We start from the raw sequence: 18,755 nt of genomic DNA on the forward strand, positions 1-18,755 counted from the left end.
GGACGGGCATGCCCAAGCAGGTGGACTACGCGGACCGGCGTCACCTCATCGCCGAAGCCGTCTGCCGACTCGCCGACGAACACGGGCTGGAAGGCGTCACCCTGCGCGACGTCGCCGCCCGCGCGCAGGTGTCGATGGGCGCCGTCCAGCGCTGCTTCCGCACCAAGGAGGAGATGCTCTCGTTCACTCTCGGGCAGGTGGGCGACCGGATCGGCGAGCGCATCCGCGCTCGACTGGTGGCGAGCCCCGCACAGTCGGCAAGCACCGCCCTGGGTCACGCGGCCACCGAGGTCGCACTGCTCCGGGAGGAGCACCGGGCCGAGGCCCGGGTATGGCTCGCGTTCGTCGCCCAGGCGGCCGTCAACGAGACCCTCGCGGCCACCCTGAAGGCCAACTACGCGGCCCTACAGAAGGCGTTCACGCATCTCGTCGCGGAAGCCGTCGAAAGCGTCGACGGCCCCGCAGCACCGATCGACGGCCCCCTCGGTGCGCCCGTCGACGCGTCACATGAGGCTCGCACCCTCCTCGCCCTCACGGACGGCCTCACCACGCACGTGCTCATCGGCCACCTCACACCGCGAGCGGCGCGGGACGTCCTGCACGCCCACCTGGCCAACCTCTGGTCGCGGACCGCGCGGCCCACGAACAACCCCACGACCGACCCCGCGGCCCGCCCCGGGCGACCCGACCGCTGACGGGCCGTAACCCTGTCGACGAGGGTCGAAGGTCGATGAAGGCCTGTCCCGCATGGACGCCGATCCCATCGACCTCGCGCGACGTCTCGCGCGCGACCGGTTCCCCGAAGCGATGGCCGTGGTACTGGCCGGATCCACGGCCTCGGGGCGGGCGACCCCGAGCAGCGACCTCGACATCGCGGTGCTCGTCCGGGACGGCGGCGAGACCTTCCGCGAGACCCTCCGTGTCGACAGGGCCGCCGCCGTTGAGCCCCGACGCGGTCGAGACCCGGCGGTACCTGCTCACGGACGCCCTGGACGACCTCGGCGACTCGGGGGATCCCTTCGAACGCCTGGCCATGGCCGGATACGTGCTGAACGCGGCGGCGGACCTCCTCCTGGACCACCACCGCGCGTGGGCGGGCGGCGGCAAGTGGCTGCCGCGACGCCTCCTGGAGGCGGCCGGCGCACGCGGATCCGCCCTGCTCGAAGGGCACCTGCGGCTGTGTCGATCGGCGGATCCCACGCTGCTCGTCGACGCCGCCTCTCGGATCCTCGACCTCGTCGGCGGGCCGCTTCGCGAGGGCTACCGCAGAACCTGGCGGGGTGTCGTCGAGTCGACCGGCGCCCCGGTCGGGCGTTGACGTCGGACCGACGCCGCACCGCCCTACCGGAGCGGGGTGTCCGTACCCGACGTGCCGACCCGGCCTCCCCCGCGCCCGGTCTGCGGCGCCGGCGCCGGTGGTACCGGGAGGCGGACCACGAGGCGGGCGCCGCGAGGACTCGGCTCCGCGGCCACGGATCCGCCGTGATGGGCCGCCAGGTCCCGGGCGATGGCCAGCCCCAGCCCGGCCCCGCCCTGGTCCCGGCTGCGGGCGTCGTCGAGGCGGGTGAACCGTTCGAAGACCCGCTCCCGTTCCGCGGTCGGGATGCCGGGCCCGTCGTCCACGATCTCCAGTACGGCGACCGGTGCGCCGTCCGCGCCCGGCGCGGTGCGCAGCACCACGTCCACCCGCTCGTCCGCGAAGCGCTGGGCGTTGTCGAGGAGGTTGGTGACGATCCGGGTCAGCCACAGCTCGTTGCCGGTGACCCGGACCCCGGCGGTGAGGGCCGTGCCGACCGGGACCCGGTCGCCGGCGCGGGCCTCGACCACGTCCCGGACCAGCTCGGTGAGGTCCAGGGGCACGGTCGGCACGGGCTGTGCGGCGTCGATCCGGGCGAGGAGCAGCAGATCGGCCGCGAGTTGCTGGAGTCGCTCGACGTCCTCCAGCGCGCCTCCGATCAGTTCGGGCCACAGGTCCGGGTCACGGACCGCCATGGCCACCTCCAACTGGGTTCGCAGCACGGTGATGGGGCTGCGCAGCTCGTGCGACGCGTCGGCGATGAACCGCCGCTGTCGGATCCCGGACGCCTCCAGCCGGTCCAGGGTGGTGTTCATCGTCTGCGCCAGGCGGGCGACCTCGTCACGCGTGGGAGGCACGGGGACCCGGCGGTGCAGGTCCCGGTCGGAGATCTCCGCGACCTCGGCGCGGATCTCCTCCACGGGGCGCAGTGCCCGACCGGTGACGCGCCAGGTGACGAGGGCGACGGTCGCGAGGAGGAGGGGCATGCCGATCGCGAGGGCGGCGGTGGTGGTGTCGTCGGCGGCGTCGGCGGCGCGCAGCGAGGCTCCCGCGTAGACGGTGACGATCCCGTCGGGGCTGTCGACGACGACCTGGGCCACCCGCACGCGCTGTTCGCGACCGAACGGCCGGTCCTTCCAGGTGTGCAGGCGCAGCCCCGGGCGCTGGGGTGACGGGGTGACGGGGTCGGGTACGGGGGCGACGGGGTCGGGTCCGGCGCGGAAGGGGCCGGGCGCGGCGAGTGGTCGGGGGCTGGAGAACAGTACGGTGCCGTCCGCGGCGACCACTTGGAGGAACTCGACGCCGGGGGCGAGCGGTCGGACGCTTCCCAGGTTGCCGGTGGCGGCGAGCGCGGCCACCGACTCGGCCTGTTGCCGGGCGTCGTTCTCCGCGTTGCGCAGCAGGTTGTTCTCCAGCAGGCCGATCAGGGCGAACGAGGCCGCGGTCAGGGCGGCGGCGACCACCAGGCTCGCGGCGACGGTGGCCCGGGCCCGTACAGTGGTCGGCCACCAGCGTCGCGACACGACCCGGCGCGCCGTCCACCGCACGGGGCGGCGCACCGCCGGAAACCGTCGCGCCCGCGGGGTCCGGGGGGACCTCGGGAGGTGGAGCGGCTTCGGCGGGAAGGGCGGCCTCGGGAGTGGGCCGGGGGCGGGCTCCGGTTCAGCCACCGTCCACCGCCAGGCGGTAGCCCGCGCCCCGCACGGTCTCCAGGGCGGCTCGACCGAACGGCGCGTCGATCTTGCGCCGGACCGCGCTCACGTGGACCTCCACCACGTTGGGGTCGCCCTCGAAGGCGCTGTCCCAGACCTGCTCCAGGATCTCCCGTTTGGGCACCACCTCGCCCGGGCGCCGGGCGAGACACTCCAGGACCGCGAACTCCCGCGCCGTCAAACGGATCTCCGTACCGGCGCGGGAGCACACGTGTCGCGCCGGATCGACGAGGAGGTCGCCGAATTCGAGGGCCTGGGGGGTGCGTCGGCCGGCACGTCGGCCCAGCGCACGGAGGCGGGCGACGAGCACGAGGTAGGAGAACGGCTTGGAGAGGAAGTCGTCCGCGCCCGTGTCCAGCGCCTCCGCCTCGTCGTACTCGCCGTCCTTCGCGGTGAGCATCAGGATCCCGGCCTCGTTGCCGGCGGCCCGCAGGCGGGAGCAGACCCGGTAGCCGTTCAGGCCGGGCAGCATGATGTCGAGCACGATCAGGTCGTAGTCGTGCTCGGTGGCCATCCACAGGCCCTGCGGTCCGTCGAAGGCCACGTCGACGGAGAAGCCCTCCGACTGGAGCCCCCGTTGCAGGGCCACGGCCAGCCTTCGTTCGTCCTCCACCACCAGTACGCGCATGTCGAACAGGGTCTCAGGCCCGGCCGTCGGCTTGCTGAAGGGGTCTTCAGGCGGCTTCAGGTGGGCTTCAGGTGAGGTCGCGCAAGCTCTGGACGCACCGGCCGCGGTGGCCGTTCGTCTTGAGGAGTCGCAGGCATGTCCCAGTCCGTCCCACCCTCGCCCCAGCCCGACCCGACCGCCCGGCCCGACACGGCCGCCCAGGCGGCACCCACCGTTCAGACCGACCGGTCGCAGATCCCCGGGAACGCCGCGGAGACCGCTCCCCGGGACCGCAAGGGGCTCGCCCGGGTCGTACCGCGCGGCAGGGGCGCCCGCTGGGCCGTGCTCGGCGCGGCCGTGGTGCTGGTCGGCGGCGCGGCGGCCGTCACGGCCGTCGCCGTGTCCGAGCACCACCAGGACCGGCGCCCCATGGGCATCCTCGGGCCGTGGGTCCACGACGGGGACGGCGACGAGCACGCCTTCGCGGGCCCCGGGGAGCGGCGGGCCGGCGACCGGCAGCCGGGCAGGGAACGCGGTGTCCCGGGCCGGCCCGGCGGGGACGAGGAGTCCGGCGGGCGGGTGACCGCCCCGAGGGCGGCGCCGGCGCCGCTGCCGTCGCTGGCCGCGAAGGACGCGGTGGAGAAGGCGGCCGGCGCGGTGAGCGGCGGCTCGGTGGAGAGCCTGCGCGTCGTCGGCCAGCAGGGCGGCGGCAGCGCGTGGCTGGCCGTCGTCGTCGGACCGGACGGCGTCCGGCACGCCGTCACCCTGTCCGGCGCGGACGGCACGATCACCGGCAACACCGTCACCGGCAAGACCGTCACGGGCGACACGGGAGCCCCCGGTCGCTGACCCTCCCCTCGCCGGCGGACAGCGAGCCCTCGGACCCTTCCGCCGAAACCGGGGACCGGTCCGTACGGCCCGGGACCGGATCAACAGGTACCCGGAGCACGACCCGTGCGTGCGCCGACGAGGCCAGTTTGTTGCCGGGTTCCGGCATGGACGCTCCATCGGTTCCCCTTCTATCGTGAGTTCCGTTCCGGAAGGGGACCCATGAACGGAAATCCCACCTACCACGCGGTCGCTCTCGGCATCGCGACCCTGGTGTGCCTGCCGCTGGTAGTGGCCGTCCTGCGAGGCCGTCGGGTGCCGTGGGTGCGTCGCCGCGCCCTGGCCCCGCGGCCGTACGCGTGGGGTGTCCTGTGCTTCTACGCGGTGGCGCCCGTGAACGCGCTGCCGCGGATCCTCGACGCCCCGCAGGACCTCGTCCTGGCCTGCACGGCGGCGGGTGTCGTCTGCGTCATGGCGGGGGCCGCGTTCATGTTGCGGGCCGAGCGCCTCGGCGTTCGCTCGAAGGGCTCCCCCGCCGCGCACGAGTGACGCGAGGGAGCGGACGGCGTGCCCGCCGCGCATTCCGTGCCCCGGCGATGCCGCGGCGGATTCCGGTGCACCCGGCTCCCGTGTCGGGTCAGTGACCGAGCCCTTCGAGGTGACGGTGGAGGGCCGCGTGGCCCTCGGGCGTGGGGTGGAGCCCGTCGGCGAGGAGTTCAGGACTGTCCCGCAGCGGCTCCCACATGTCGAGGAAGTCGACGTGGTTGTCCTCGGCCCATGCGCGCAGCGACTCGCGCAGGCCCAGGGCTCGTTCTCGGGTGAAGCACAGACCTTCGTGGTCGCGGGTGCGTTCCTCGTCGATCCACGCCGGTCCCGCGACGACGAGTCGCGCGTTGCGATCGAGGGCGGCGGCGGCCAGTGCGTCGAGCCTGTCCGTGAGGTGGGGTGCGGCGTCGTGGCCGGTCCGTGAGGGGGCGAGCGGCCGGGCCGAGTCGTTGATCCCGGCCGCGACGAGGAGTGTGTCGGGCAGGCGTGCGTCGAGGAGACCGGGGGTCTGTTCGGCGATGTCGGTCAGGGTGCTGCCGGGAATGGCCAGGTTGAAGACCCGGTGGTCGGCCTCGTTCCGTGCGATGTGGGTGGCCGCCAGGCGGGCCGCCCACCCTCCCCGAGGGTCACAGCGACCGTAGGCGATGCTGTCGCCCACGATCACGATGCGCGCCGCGGCACGCAACGGCTTCGCGTCCAGGTAGGCCCAGACGGTTTCCCCGGAGGTGAGCCGGACGCGTCGGCGGATGTAGTCGTCGACCTCGTAGGCGTCGGCCGCGGCCAATTCCCCGTCGGTGAGGCGCAGTACGGAGCCCTCGACCGAGGCACCGAACCTGCGCTCCAGGGTGAGGTGTACGTCCAGGCCGCTCGCGGCGATCACGGCCCGGTCGGTGATCGGCAGGGGTCGGGTCGTGTGGCCTGCCAGGGACGCCGGGGTGGTGGGCACGCCTCGGCCGAAGAGGGCGGTCTGGACCCGCTCGTCCATCAGCGTGCCGAAGGAGAACAGGGTGTGGGCGCGTGTGCCGGTCACTGTGAGACGGGTGCCTTCTCGTCAGGGATGGGGCGACTCACCCTAAGGGCCGCACCCGGAACATGACGACCGGGTGGGCGCGACGACCGTGCGGGGGCCGTTCCTCGCCCGGAGGCCTGTGCGGCGTACGACGGACCACGGCCACCGGCGCGAGGCGGCCATCGGCGCGGATCACGCGGCATCGGCCGCCGAATCCCCGCCGTCGTCCGACGAACCCCTGCCGTCGTCCGCCGGGTTGCGAATCGCGTGCACCAGTGCGGCCACAAGGTTCGCGCGTTCGGCCATGGCCCCGATCACCAGGTACTCGTGGTCCGCGTGGGCACCACCGCCGACCGCTCCGAGGCCGTCGAGCGTGGGCACCCCCAGCGCGGCGGTGAAGTTGCCGTCGCTTCCGCCGCCGACCGACCTGCCTTCGATACCGGGGAGCAACCGCTGCGCCACCGCGAAGAGTTCGGCTGAGGCCGACACGGGCATCGGGGGTCGGCCGACCGCTCCCTCGACCCTGATCTCCGCCTCGTCCAGGTGCGGGGCGAGCGCCGCGAACGCGGACTCGACGCGCTCCTTCTCGGCGGTCGACTCGACCCGGACGTCGACGACGACGGTCGCCTCGGCGGGGACCACGTTGTCCAGGGTGCCCGCCGCAGCGACCGTCGGGGTGACCGTGGTTCCGAGGTCGGGCCGGCTCAACTCCGCGATGCGCAGAACCTGGTGTGCGGCCTCGATGAGGGCGTTGGCACAGGGCCCCCGCGTCCGGCTCCGCCGGCGGCGAGGTCATCTAAGCGCCCGGCGGCGCGTTCAGCCGTGGGGAAGCCGCCCTGCGTGCCACGTGATGGAGACGCCGGACACGGTCTGGTCGAGCCCCTCGTGGGTGATAGGTAAGGCGCCGCCGCGCGCGTCTGCGGATAGCCCACCCGCCGTCGCGGAGCCCCGAGAGTGCGCGCGCGCCGGAAGACTGGACCAAAGCGAGAGCGCCGCGCCGTACCATCGACACACCTGAGGCCGTACTGTCTCCGATCAGCGGCTCTCGACGCGATGACCCGCCACGAGTAGCTCCTGGAGAGTACCTCCCGCTGGCGGTCGAGCGTCTAGCGCGTAGGAGATACACTCCGACGCCCCGACGCAGGGCGCCGCGGCTCGTCGGAGCTCCGGCCGCGCGGGATCTGCGGTGGTGTGGCCGCGTGGGGGCTCCACGATTGCGGTCCTCGTGGTGGACCCGCAGAAGGTGAGGGTGCTGCATGTGAACGCCTGCACCCGCAGACACCGACCCCCGTTGCACCGGGCGAAGCACGCGGCCACTCGAGCCAGGTGGCGAGACTGCGCCGTTGCCCTCTCCAGAACCCTGCACACAGCCGGGCGGCCCCGTCACCGCCGTGCACGAGGGAAACACGGTGGTCGTGGAAGCGGTCCGCCCGCACGGACCACCGCGGGGCCATCTGCGCCGAAGCGCCGACGCGGGCCCCGGCGGCACGGGCGACGTCCGCGAGAGGCGTGTGACGTCTCGCCCGCGGACCCGGCCGATCGCGGCCTCGCGTGGACGCGGCTCTCCGACAGCGTGGTTCGCCGGCCGCAGCCGACAACCCGACTCGCGAGATCGAGAGCAGCAGTCGCGCCGGAGAGCACCGGACATCTCGGGCGCACAGGGGCCGTCCATGCTGCGCGTCGTACGTCGCGTGTATGACGGGGACAGCTCCCGACCATCAGAGGCGACGGCGTGAACCCGGCTGCTTTCGAGGCTAATCCGAGTGCTGCACGACCGAGCAGGCGGCGTCCGCAGCACCCAGTGCTCACACGCGGGGCTCGCTCTGGGGTGCAGCGATCGTCGACGGGAGGAAGGCCGAGAGGACTGATGGGACCCGGGTGCCCATGGATGCGGTGTCGGCCACAGACGCCGCCACCGGCGCCAGGAGGCGACCGGCGCCGAGCGGGCCCTGGTGCAGCGCAGACGCGAGCCGGACGCGCGCTCTACCCCGCGGTGAGCCCGGCGCCTCTACCCCGGCCCGACGCCCTGCGCCTGGCGCCCGACGCCCCTCCATGCCGCCAGCCAGATCGAAGGCGCCACACCGGGCTGCACACCCGAAGCGGCCAAGCGCCGAGCCGCGGCCGAGGCGCGCGAGCGCGCCGCCAACCGCCCCTACCGGGATGACGTCGTCGGCCGCTGCACGGAGCGCACGTCTCCGGGCGATGCTACGCGTCAGCTCGAGCGGAACGGGCGCGGATGGCCTTCCGACACACCCTCGAGAGGGGGTTTGGAGAATCGAGCCGGCAAAACCTAGTGCGCGCCGAGCGATCCCCGAACGGACCGCCCACCAGAGCAGATCGCTCCAGTGGCACCGGGAGCGCACGACCCAAGTATGGCCTGCTCCGACCTCGCCCGGCGCAACACGCCCTCAGGCAGGAACGAGGGCACGCCATTGTCGGGCGTCCAGCGCGCGAGACGTTGGACTCTCGAGAGCTTCGCGCGCTTACCACATCGTGACCGTTCGCCGCGAATAGAGGACCAGCGCGGGCCGCCGGACGTTCGGCCAGTCGCGCGTCGGGGCCAGGGTTGAGCGCCGAGAAACTGCACCCCGTGCTTCGCATGCGACCTGCCCCGTTCCCCTGCCGCACAGGTCCCCTGCGCGGCCTGTCGCACGGCGCATCCGGTGGGCACGTCGAGTGCCGTACCCAGCGAGAGACCTCCGACGCGAGCAGCACCCAAAGCGGGCAACTCCGGAACTCGCGGGTCGGCATCGAGGAGAACGCTGTGCGAGGGTAGACACAGGCGTGACGATCCTTCGAGGAAGGGTACCTTCGGATCCCCAAAGAGATGGACTGCGCAACATGGGATCGCCCTCTCCGTCGCGTCCTCGGTGCGGCGCCTGAGCCGAGCGGAGGCTGCCTGTCCGCAAGGTCAATGCGAGGTGGCTCTGCGAGTTGTACATCGCGAGAACCCGGTCAAGAGAGATGCGCGACGGGCGAAGAACCCGGCACTTTTCAAGTGACTGGACAGAGAACCGAGACCCAGCATTCAGCCCGGCTCGTGGGCTCAAACACGGCGAACTCGGAGGAGCGACATGCCACGGAGGACGGCGCTGCGCGAGTCTCACCCGGCGCGACGGCGAGAGTCGCTCGTCGACTTCGCCGAGGAGATAAGGCCTTGAGCGGACGTCAGTGTGGGGAGCGGCCGGGTTAGGCCACGACGGGACCCCGCCGCGCTTGGTTGACGCCTCTGTCAGTATCCGAGTCGTGTCGAGGGGGCCGTGAGGACGGAAAAGACCACTGGGGCAATCGAGCACACAAGGAGTCGTCGCCTAGTCCGCCGTAACTCAGAACCTGCGCGACGCTGCTGCCGAACCGGAGAGGTGGCCGCTACGGCCTGCCGCGAACGCACTGGCGCCGGTCTCCGCCTCGGCCCCACCGGTGCCTGCCCTCCGTTTGAGCTCTACAAGCCTCGTCCCACTGACCGCAGACACGAGGGGCAGCTCCGCCGGCGCTGCGGGTCGCAGCATGGCCGCAGGATTCTACTCGGGTCCCAGCGCTCGCGACGGTGAACTGAAGCCGATCCCCTAACCAACTCTAGCTCGTGAACGTTCCTTCCCGGCCTACCCCGAGTACGAACGCCCGGGGTCGGTCGCAGCATCCGGGAATGCGCATCCGGAGGGCGCGGCTCTGGAACCGCGAGCGCGGTTCGGGAGCGCTCCGACGTCGGTACGCGAGCCGGTCGGTCCCCGAGCCAGGCCGTGTGGCACCTCACCCGAGTGACAGGCCGCGGGCAAGAGGAGCGTCGGACGACCAGAGAGCACGCGCGCTCCGATCAAGGCGAGCGAGTCCGAGGACGCATGCGTCGGCCCAGGAGCGCGCCCGGCGGGAGAGCCCCGCGGGGAGACGAACGGCGCGCCGACGGCGCGGAGGATGTCGGCTCACTCCCGACGCCCGCGCGGACTCGAGCGAGCTAGCACGCCGGTGTAGCGCTTCGTACGCCGCTCTCGCAGGGCGTCAGGGGCAACGCGGCGCCGGCGCACGTGGGCCGCAGCGGGAGCGCCGGCCGTCCGATGCCCCCATCGAGGCGTATCGGACTAGGCCCCGCCGAGCCGTCTGCTCCGTCGCGGCCGGAGCCGTCCAATGACCGGTGAATGCGATGACGCGGCTCGCGCGGGCGCCGGTTTTCGGGCGTACGCGCTGGTGGAACGCCGGCGACGGAATCCCGTGTAGCGACGTACGCCAGCACCACTCACCCCCTGCGCGGCTGTACTGTCGCACGGGGATGGAGCCGGTCACGCCTGCGCGTGGTCCCACCCATCTCCGGGCCGCCTCGCCCGCGGCGTGGAGACTGGCACACGTCGTCTGTTCGTGCGCGGCGAGGTTTCCGACGGTCGCCGGCGCCCATCAAGTGCGTGCACAGCGCGCGGAGTCAGCGGCCGTCCGACGCCGGTGCCACCGGACGCAGCAGCGTGACACCGCGCGGGCCGGGCGGCGGGTGCTGACCGAGCGCTCGCCACAAAATCAAGCCATCGCGCGTCCGGGCGCCTGGCCCCGCAACATGGCACGAACCCGCGACACCGGCGACGAGCATCTCCGACCGCGCGCAGTAACGCACGCAGTGCGCATACCAAGCCTCCAGAACGCGGAGCGAGGCGCCCGGGCAACCCCGTCCGCGCCCTACCGACGGCCCCTCGAACGCGCGGGACCCGTCGCGCGACCCGCGCGCGCGCCGCGTGCCCCGGTCGAGACCCCGCGGAGCCGAAGCTCGACTAAGGTGGAATCCGACTCCGCCGTAGCCTGAGCAGCGCCTCGATCTGCGACACCAAAGTAGCCGTCTGCCCCTTCCCGTCGCACCACCGACGGCCCCCGCGGCGCGCGGTCGCGGCTCCTGAACCTATGCAGCGCGTCGCCAGGCAGGCCGCGCTGAGATCGCGTGCATCGCCGGCCGCTCGTCTCGGCCAGCCACGGAACGACCACCGCACCCGTGCTGAAGCGGCGCACCCTGGGACCGTGGCGAGGCACTCGGCACGGCGGCAGTTGAACTGGCCGTTACGCGCAGGGCAGGCCCCGCGCACGGCTCTACGCTGCCCACTTCGAGGAAGTCGCGCCACATGAGAAACAGAGCCTAGCCAGCACGGCGGCGGTCTCGCGACGCCCCCACTCCGTACGCGCCAGTCCCACCACATCACGACGACTTCGATTCTCGCCGCCGCGAACCACAGAGCGAGATGACGTGCGGCGAGCCTGATGCTCCGAGCGGTACTGCGGCCACCGCGTTTCCGCGCCCCGAGGATCCCGACGGCGTGTCACTCGGTAGTCGCAGAAGCGGTGCTCGCAAGCCCCCAGCGTGCACACCCCGTCACGACAGTCCGCGGTATGCCTATGCTCCTGTCAGACCGAAGCCGCCTCCTCGAGGCCGTGGCCGAGCGGCGGACTGCTCACGTGCCCGGCACTGCGGCGTGTGGAATGTCTGGGGGCGCGTGGCCCGCTCACCGGCGGTGCGGGCGCGCATAGCTGCGCCGTTCGTGCCGCACCGCCACGTGACCGCGATCCTCGCGGAGTGAGAAGGTGGGTCCCACTCGCCCTGGGCCTGGACCGGCGGCGCCTCGCGCCAGATCCCATAGCACTCACAGCCCCGAGCTTCCGAGCGTGTCCGTCGGCCCCACCGAGGATCCCCTGGCCTGGGACCGGCCCAACCCGGGTGCCGGGAACGACCTCGAATGGAAGCACTCGCCCCCGCGCACCATGCGAGAGTCGGGTCGTCCGCGCGCACGGCGCGCGCGCATCTCCGCTCACGTCTCCCTGCCCGAGATCCGGACCCTGCCTTGCCCGCGTAGACGGAGTCGGAGACCGCTCGCAACGCACGACAGCCTTCGACGGGCCCTCCCGGCCGGCGACCAAGCGGACCGCGAGAGCGGCGTACCAGAGATCGATCGCGGTCCGAGGGGGGAAAGGGCGCGTTCTGCACACGGGCCCGCGACTCAACCTCCCTGCCGACTGCCGCTGAGCTGGATTCCGACTCAGGCAAGCGTCGAGGGGACGGGGCGAGCGCGGCCCGCCCGCACCCGTGCGGCCCGCTCGAGCGCGGCTGGGTGGCACGACCCCGGCTGCACAGGATCCACCCGGACATCGCGGCCCTCACCGTCGCCGGCAGAGACCACCATCGTCCCTCACATCCGCCGCTCGGCGCCAGTCGTTCGGTTCCCGACGTCGCGGGCCGTGCATGCGAGCTGGGAGCGGTGTACCCTCGCGTGTGCTCCTGGCGTCCGCGAGACGGCGAGCAACGCGCTCCTCGAGACAACTCGTCTGCGGCGAAACGGGTGGCCCTCGTGCCGGGCCGGCGGCCCGATCAACCGAGGCGTTCAGTGGCTGGACATGTTCGCGGTCGCGACATACGGTCCACGCATGCACACAGGACCGGGAGCGTGCGGGTTCGTGCGGGTCCTCGAGAGCGGGCGTCCTTCAGTGGGGCCCTCTGGTAGCTTCCGCTCCTGGTGCGAGAGACCTCCGGCAACGGGCAGAGGGACGTTCTGTCCACGAGCGCAGGTGGGGCGCCAACGGCGACGGCTGGCGTCGTACACGCACGGTACGGGCCGTCATGTGGATCCCAGCCCTTGTTGGCGGTGGTAAGCCGTACGGAAACAAGCGCACGAACACAAGCTCGCAACGACGCGCACGTACCGCCATGAGAGAAAACCTGGTACCCGGATCCTTCGCAGTGCGAAGGAGCCCGGAGCGTCGCACACGAAGCGGTGCTCCTCTTCGACCCGAAGGCGGACGCCCGTCCCTTCGGCATCACGCGGCGCACGAGTACGCTCAAGGTCGGAGGAACAGTGGGAAACCGCCCGAGCACCCGGCCACCACTGCATTGGCACATCGAGTGCTCCGAGAGTCGACGCCCTAGCGAACGCTGGGTTGGGTCTAGAACGGCATCGCGCTGCCACCGCAGACACCGGCACGGGCCTCGAAGGCATCACCGTGGGCGCTGGAGACGAAGCTGCGGGAGCGCAGACGCCGTTTCACCCTCCCGGGTGCGCGCTGACCTGGGTGAGGTCGCCTGTTCCCCGTATCTCCCGGAGCGCGCCGAAGCCCGGCAGCCCGCCGGGAGCAGAGCACGGATCACGGCTGTACTTTGTGCGGCTGTAACCTCTGCGCTGGCGCACACTGCCGAGGCACGTACACACACCCAGGACTAGCTCGTTACATTCGGTTCCTCGCCTCGGCCGCCCGCGGCACCACCGAAGCTGGCAGGCGGTTCCCACGCGCGGGCAAGCCCCCTCGCCGCGCGGGGAATTCTCGACATCGCCCGCGGACGCGTTCGCCCGGTGGGCCCTGCGCACGGCGGCCTGCGGTAGGTGGACCCCGCGCAGCACCGACCGATCACTGAGGAGGGCGCCGGCACGGCCGGGAGAAAGCGGTGGCTTGCACCGCACAGGAGAGAGCGGGGCGGTGGCGCGACTGCAGATCTTGGGGAGGAGGGCGGGTTCGTCGAGGACGTCAAATCGCGTTATCGCTCTTCCGGGGGTTCGAACTGATTCAGCGTGCGGCGTGCCGCGAATGGTCAGACGGCTCCCGTGCGGCACGAATACATCCATCAGGAGCTGACCCGCTCGACGAGTGCTGGGCCTAGGTAGTATCCGGAGAGCGCACGGAGGCCGCGCAGAGCCGTGTCCGGTCACGTGGATACGGCTCTGGGGTGGACGAGCCGCTGTCCTTCCAACTCCTGGATGTAGCGCAAGGGGATGTTCCGCATTGTGACCGCTGAGCGTCTGCGCTCGCTCGCGGTCGATGAGATTCGACCGGTGCGGCTGTGGACGGCGCGCAGTCCCCTGGCACCGCCTGATGCGTTGGACCGGCTCGCACGGGACGTAGATTCGTCGGTTCAGTGGAATGCGTTGATCAACCCAAACCTGCCGGAGACTGCACTGCGCCAGCTCGCGGATTTGGAGGCGAAGGAGGGTGGCACGAGATGGTTCATTCTTCGCGAACGCATCGTTCATCACCCCAACGCCTCGGAGGCCCTGCGGGCGGAGCTCGTGGCAGTCGGAGCCTGCAGTTGCCCGCGGCCGTGCGGCCGGAACGTCTATGCGCGGCAGACTTCGACGGTGGTCGGATAAGGCTGCCCAGCCCGTATCAGCAAGTTGCGGGGCTACTGGAGCAGGATCATCTTGCGGAGTAGTTCGAATCCGGCTCGGCCGTAGAGCTGCCGCTTGATCTTCTTGATGCGGTTGACGGCGCCCTCGATGCTGCCGGAGCTCCAGTCGAGAGTGAGCCCGGCTGTCACGGCGTCGAGGTCTCGGAGAAGATGGAGCGCAAAGCCGGTGAGGCCGGGTAGCTGGCTGGCGTCGACTGCGTCGATCCAGGTGGGCAGTGTGGCGCCGCGGCGGTCGGCGAGTATCTCGCCGAAGTGGCGGATGTGTCCGGCGGCCGTGTCCAGTTCAGGGCAGCGGGTCAGAACGTCTTTCAGGCCGGCGCGGTCTTCCGCGGTCAGGGTCATGGGGTGCCGGGTGAGCCGGCCGGTCACCTGCCGCACCGTTGGCGGCCGGGGCGGCGCCTCGGACGGCGCCCCGCGGAAAGTGGCGATGTGCGCGCGGACCATGCCGTAGGTGACAGGAGCGTGCTCGGCAACGAGCTCACTGTGCAGTCGGGTGACGCTGGTGCATCCTTCGGTGAATCGCCGCTCCAGGTAGGGCTTGTAGGGGTCCAGCCTGCTGGACCGGGGCGGGTTCTCGCGGATGGTGTCCTGCCAGCGTACGGCGTTCGCGTATCGGAGCACGGTGTTGAGACCCCAGCCCAGGTGCCGCGCGATCGCCCGGCGTGAGTGGCCTTGGACAAGGAGTTCGTGGACCAGTGCGTGTGCTGCCTTCTTCCGCTCGACCCGCCGACCGACCGGCTCCGAGTCGTCCTGTGGTTGGGCGGAAGCCACTCGGGTGCCCTCCAGCAACATGCCGCTGGGCGAAGAATTGCGCAGGCAGCCGCGATGGGCCGCGACGCAGGTTTCCACGGCTCGGCCGAGGCCCTGCCACAGGTGGAACCGGTCGGCGACTTGCAGAGCGTCGGGGGCACTGCGCCGGGCACCTTCGGCGTAGGCGCCGGCCCGGGCCCGGCAGATGATCTCCACGCCGGGGTGGCGGATCAGCCAGGCGGCCAGCGGCCCGGCTTCACGGGTGGGGAGTACATCGACCACGCGGTGGTCTTCGACGCTGGTCAGGACGGTGGAGTAGGTCTGGCCGCGGCGGATGGCGAAGTCGTCCACGCCCAGCACACGCGGCGTGCTGAACTGCGGATCGGGCAATGCCATGACCCTGCGCAACAAGGTCATACGTCCCGCGCCGAAGCCCGGTTGGGCAGCCAGGCGGGCGCCGGCCCGCCCGGCGAGCGCGAGCCCCACTCGCTCCAGGGCGTGGTTGAGCCGCATGGTGAATCGTGCGTGCGGGGCGGCCAGCCGGGAGAACGGCTCGGCGAACGTCCGGCGCGGGCAGTCCGCCGATCCGCAGATGAAGCGCCGGACCGTCAGCCGGATCGTGAAGCCCTTTTCAGCGAGCGGAAGGTCCTTCAGCCTGCGCTGATATCGGTCGTGGACTCGGTCCGAGAGACGACCGCAGTCCGGACAGGCAAGGGCGTCCGCGCGGCCTCTCGCGACCACCTCGACCGTGCCGAACGCGGCCGTGACTGCCTCGACCTCCACATCGTCGATTCCGTCGAATATCAGCGAGTCCCAGAACGGTGCATTGGTCTGCATGACCAGCACCATCACCGTCCACAGTCGATCGCAGCAGCGGCCGTCTGTCACCTGAGGGAGCGTCATTTTTGATCGTCGGACGATAAGGCGTACGCGGTCTCACGCGAACCGGCTCCTCGCAATCGAACATCGAGGTAACACTCCGCGACGACTCCCCAAGATCTGTGCCAGAACCGAGAACGGGCAGCGAATGTTCACCACTTCGGGAGGCACCAGTGTCTGGTGCTGTTCGATTGCGGCGGTTCCGGAGAGTGACGTGCAGCCTCCTGCCGGTCGGCTAGAAGAGGCCGGCGCGTACGTGGTGCGTGAGATTCTCGAGGATCTCGCGCAACCACGGGCTGCGGACGGCCGGCAGCCGGACCAGGGTGTGCCGGAACACTTCCGGGTCGGCCCGGAACCGGCGACGGGGGCGCGGCGCGGGCGGGTCGAAGTCGTCGCGGAGGACGTCGGCAGGCAATACGCCCGACGTCGGGACAGGCAGGACCGGCCCGGGGAAGGCCAGCCACCGCCACACCCCCAACGGCAGTGGCACCAGGTACGGCGCTGGGTCGGCCGGGGCCCAGGTTTCTCCCGTCTGAGGATGGGACGGGACGAGGAGGATGGAGAGGTCTCCGCCGGGAGCCGGTAGTCCCGGTCCGGCCAGTGCGGCGCACCGCGCATGGGGACCTGCGGGCAACAGGGCGTCGAGCGCGCGTTGGAAGACCTGCGCGGCCAAGCCGCCCTGGACGGTCACCGGCTGGCCCTCCGAAGCTGCCAGGAGGTGGGCGAGCGCCCGGCCGGCCGCCGCCTCCCACTGCGGGCTCCACGACCACCAGTAGTTCTGCCAGTGGCCCGCCCCCATCCGAAATCCCCAGGTGGTGATCGGCTCGAACGGGGGCGTGCCCTTGTCTTCCGCCATCAGCTCGGACCAGGGAAGCGGCGCGGCGCCGTCGCCGGCGACGGAAAGGCGGCGTACGGCGTTCGGGGCGAGCCACATCGCCTGCCAGAGCGAGCAATCGTCGATCCTGCTCGCCACGGGCAGGGAACACTCCGCGCAGGCCGCATTGGGGCCGCCGCCACCGTCGAGGCCGCAGCAGAAGCTGCCTCCGCGACTCTCCGGGATCAGCACCGTGCCGCCGGCGTCGCCCGGCGCGATGACGATCGCGCCGGGCGCGCCGTCGGAGAGGGCGTACACCGGCGCATACACACCGCGGGCGGCTGCTTCGTCCGGACGGATCTCCTCCCACCTCCGCCACGGTGGCCCCCCGGGCTCCGGGTCCACGGCGAACGTGCCCGATTCCATGAGCACCGGGAGCTGGATTCCATTCCCGTACTTCTGATGAGCGTGGGCCGGCAGCGCGACCTGGGACAGCGGGACAGTCAGCCTGGCCCCACAGCCGCCGCACACAAAAACGAACAAACATCCTCCGTAAAGAAGCAGGAGCATCGTCGCAGCTCGGCAGCGGACCGGCCAACGTGTTTCCTCATCCGCTGCGAGACCGTGCAACGCCACGATGTGTAGCGTCACCCTTCGAACAAGGGACCCGCCGCGTGGCGTTCCCGCCGGCCCGGCCGTGACCTTCGGACGCCGGAGACGGTGCCCCGACGCCTCGTCCGGGATGCCCCGACGACCCACCAGAAACCCTGCGGGCCCGCCCGGAGGCCGCACAGGTCACCGACCGCGCCGCACCGCGCGCCGAGTTGCCAACCCACCCTGATTGTCGTCTAGGATGGTGATCACCTTGAAGGGAAACGGCCACGGACCGAACCTCCTCATGCGTGCGGATGTAGTTCAGTAGTAGAACGTCCCCCTTCCAGGGGGAAAACGCAGTGTGCGATCCCTGCCATCCGCTCCACTTCACCTCCCGCCACTCAGTGGCTCGCGCCGGGTCAGGCGATTCCTCCCTCAGGAGACATCCCGTCAGGGGACATCCACGGAGCCCGCATCCGTACCGGAGCCATACCTGCCCCACCCTCCTGTTCGGCCACACCAGACACACCCTCACCCTCCACACCCCGGCGCGCGGCAACGCATCGCGCCCCCGCCCCTGGCGGAAGGTGGCGCCCAGTGGCGGATTGCCCGACGCACGTGACCACCCCGAACGCCTGACGGTTGAATCGCGTATGAAGTCCGAACCGGCCGCGTTCTCGCGGGCACCCCTCGACGGCGAACTCTGGCGCGACGCGTTGACCCACCAGGACACCTGCGCGTGCCGGCACCAACCCCAACCCCAACCCGCGGAGCCCACGCCCCCGGCCCCGGCCACGGGCCGGTCCGCCCTCGACAACAGGGCGACGGGGCTGGTGCGTCACGGCATGCTCGCCCTCTCCACGCTCACGGTCATCGCTGCCGTCCTCACCGTCACCACCGACTGAGGGCTCGAACCCGACCGGTGGGACGCCGAGGGGCGGGCCGGTCCGACCGGCGCCACGGGAACCGGCGCCACGGCGGCCGTCGCTACGAGGAGCCGAAGTCGGGGATGGTCAGCGAGCCGTCCTCGGCCAACGGGAAGCCCGGATTGTGGGCGATCTCCCACGGATGCCCGTCGGGGTCCGTGAAGTATCCCGCGTAACCCCCGTAGAAGGTCGCCGCGGCCGGTTTGGTGACAGTGGCGCCCGCCCCGCTCGCCGCCGAGATCAGGGCGTCGACCTCCTGCCGGGAACGCACGTTGTGGGCCAGGGTGATACCGCCGAATCCGGTTCCGCGACCGTCGGCGAGACCACTGTCACGCGCGAGTTCCTCGCGACCCCAGAGCACGAATCCGAGGCCGCCGGCCTGGAAGAAGACGGTCTCCTCGACCTCTTGCCCCCGCCACCCCAGGCTCTCGTAGAACGCCCGGGCGCGCCCGAGGTCCGCGACGCCCAAGGTGATGAGACTGACACGCTGTTCCATGAACGGAAGCTAGCACGTGCCGGCGTACGCCTGAACGTGCTCAACCCCGGACAGGTGAACGTGCCCGGGTGGTGATGCGCTGACCACGGGTTCTCGTCCGTCCGCAGGGGACGGTCGACGGCGTTGGGCGGCCGGGGACTTCTCATGCCATCTTGATGAC

At 71.5% G+C, this 18,755-nt stretch carries 11 protein-coding genes, 1 tRNA gene and 1 pseudogene; 6 read left to right on the forward strand and 7 right to left on the reverse strand.

The genetic code is table 11. The features are described 5' to 3' along the window. The first annotated feature begins 8 nt into the window (after positions 1–8). On the forward strand, positions 9–695 hold the full coding sequence (locus tag ACQEVM_RS19525) for a TetR/AcrR family transcriptional regulator (RefSeq protein ID WP_433080763.1): 687 nt from the start codon (positions 9–11) through the stop codon (positions 693–695). Positions 696–940: 245 nt separating this feature from the next. Further along, entirely contained in the window at positions 941–1,318 is a 378-nt protein-coding gene (locus ACQEVM_RS19530) for a hypothetical protein (RefSeq protein ID WP_433080765.1), read from the forward strand. 23 nt (positions 1,319–1,341) lie between these two features. On the opposite strand, the gene ACQEVM_RS19535 is transcribed toward ACQEVM_RS19530, so the two are convergent. Together ACQEVM_RS19535 and ACQEVM_RS19540 are read right to left on the reverse strand one after the other, a co-directional pair. Then, positions 1,342–2,856, reverse strand: coding sequence for a sensor histidine kinase (locus ACQEVM_RS19535; RefSeq protein WP_433080767.1), 1,515 nt, complete (start codon positions 2,854–2,856; stop codon positions 1,342–1,344). A gap of 103 nt (positions 2,857–2,959) precedes the next feature. Continuing rightward, a complete protein-coding gene (locus ACQEVM_RS19540; protein ID WP_433080769.1) occupies positions 2,960–3,637 on the reverse strand; it encodes a response regulator transcription factor in 678 nt (225 codons plus the stop codon). Positions 3,638–3,772: 135 nt separating this feature from the next. On the opposite strand from ACQEVM_RS19540, the gene ACQEVM_RS19545 reads away from it, so the two are divergent. Further along, a complete protein-coding gene (locus tag ACQEVM_RS19545; protein WP_433080771.1) occupies positions 3,773–4,465 on the forward strand; it encodes a hypothetical protein in 693 nt (230 codons plus the stop codon). A gap of 201 nt (positions 4,466–4,666) precedes the next feature. Continuing rightward, entirely contained in the window at positions 4,667–4,993 is a 327-nt protein-coding gene (locus ACQEVM_RS19550; RefSeq protein WP_433080773.1) for a hypothetical protein, read from the forward strand. A gap of 88 nt (positions 4,994–5,081) precedes the next feature. On the opposite strand, the gene ACQEVM_RS19555 is transcribed toward ACQEVM_RS19550, so the two are convergent. The 4 genes and pseudogenes from ACQEVM_RS19555 to ACQEVM_RS19570 all read right to left on the reverse strand — a co-directional run bounded on the left by ACQEVM_RS19555 (position 5,082) and on the right by ACQEVM_RS19570 (position 17,122). Continuing rightward, positions 5,082–6,020 carry a GDSL-type esterase/lipase family protein gene (locus tag ACQEVM_RS19555; RefSeq protein WP_433080775.1) on the reverse strand — a complete coding sequence of 313 codons (939 nt, stop codon included), beginning with the start codon at positions 6,018–6,020 and terminating at the stop codon, positions 5,082–5,084. A gap of 171 nt (positions 6,021–6,191) precedes the next feature. After that, positions 6,192–6,755: pseudogene (locus tag ACQEVM_RS19560) on the reverse strand (M20/M25/M40 family metallo-hydrolase); the annotation flags it as partial. Between the two features lie 7,375 nt (positions 6,756–14,130). Next, positions 14,131–15,789 carry an ISL3 family transposase gene (locus tag ACQEVM_RS19565; RefSeq protein WP_433080777.1) on the reverse strand — a complete coding sequence of 553 codons (1,659 nt, stop codon included), beginning with the start codon at positions 15,787–15,789 and terminating at the stop codon, positions 14,131–14,133. Between the two features lie 211 nt (positions 15,790–16,000). Further along, on the reverse strand, positions 16,001–17,122 hold the full coding sequence (locus tag ACQEVM_RS19570) for a hypothetical protein (RefSeq protein WP_433080779.1): 1,122 nt from the start codon (positions 17,120–17,122) through the stop codon (positions 16,001–16,003). A 361-nt stretch (positions 17,123–17,483) separates the two neighbouring features. Between ACQEVM_RS19570 and ACQEVM_RS19575 the strand changes: the two genes are divergently transcribed. Then, positions 17,484–17,558: transfer RNA gene (locus ACQEVM_RS19575), tRNA-Gly, on the forward strand. A gap of 268 nt (positions 17,559–17,826) precedes the next feature. Continuing rightward, positions 17,827–18,078, forward strand: a complete 252-nt coding sequence (locus ACQEVM_RS19580) for a hypothetical protein (RefSeq protein WP_433080781.1) — start codon at positions 17,827–17,829, stop codon at positions 18,076–18,078. An 82-nt stretch (positions 18,079–18,160) separates the two neighbouring features. Here ACQEVM_RS19580 and ACQEVM_RS19585 read toward each other — a convergent pair whose 3' ends face one another. Continuing rightward, entirely contained in the window at positions 18,161–18,595 is a 435-nt protein-coding gene (locus ACQEVM_RS19585) for a VOC family protein (protein ID WP_433080783.1), read from the reverse strand. Positions 18,596–18,755: the final 160 nt, after the last annotated feature.

The sequence above is a fragment of the Streptomyces sp. CA-243310 genome (assembly GCF_050936775.1).
GTDB lineage: Bacteria > Actinomycetota > Actinomycetes > Streptomycetales > Streptomycetaceae > Streptomyces.